2 pseudogenes are annotated in these 415 nt (G+C 59.3%); one reads left to right on the forward strand and one right to left on the reverse strand.

Features of this window, described 5'->3' with window-relative positions:
* Positions 1 to 183 (reverse strand): annotated as a pseudogene (locus tag EN750_RS40240) (hypothetical protein); the annotation flags it as partial.
* Here EN750_RS40240 and EN750_RS41400 point away from each other — a divergent pair.
* Positions 161 to 415 (forward strand): annotated as a pseudogene (locus EN750_RS41400) (hypothetical protein); the annotation flags it as partial. The pseudogenes EN750_RS40240 and EN750_RS41400 sit on opposite strands and share 23 nt — an antisense overlap.

Genomic DNA, 415 nt, shown 5'->3' on the forward strand with positions numbered 1-415 from the left:
GGCTTGATCCATTTTCGGCACTACAATGGTCAGTCTGCCGGATCCTGCGTTCTCCTTGTCATGAAAGATTTGAATGTTCGCCCCCGCGACGTTGCGCCATTGCGGCGAAACTAAAGAAGCAGTCGCGCGTTGGACGCGATTAAGCCATTTCGTCTTGAGTATGGGGCGGGTGAGAGTGGTCAAGCCAACGTCGCGCAAGACAACCAATGCGTCGAGCGCTGGTCAAGCGAAGTCGCCCGCTCGCGACGAGGTCCCTTTAGCGCCGCCTGCTTTCCGCCCGCTCCAGCTCGCAACACTCGTGGACGCAGTCCCTGCCGGCGATCGCTGGATCCATGAAATGAAATACGACGGCTATCGTATTCTCGTTGCGGTCGGCGGCGGCGAGGCGCGAGCCTACACACGATCTGGTCTGGAC

Origin of the sequence: Mesorhizobium sp. M7A.F.Ca.ET.027.03.2.1 (assembly GCF_003999175.1) — a bacterium.
GTDB lineage: Bacteria > Pseudomonadota > Alphaproteobacteria > Rhizobiales > Rhizobiaceae > Mesorhizobium.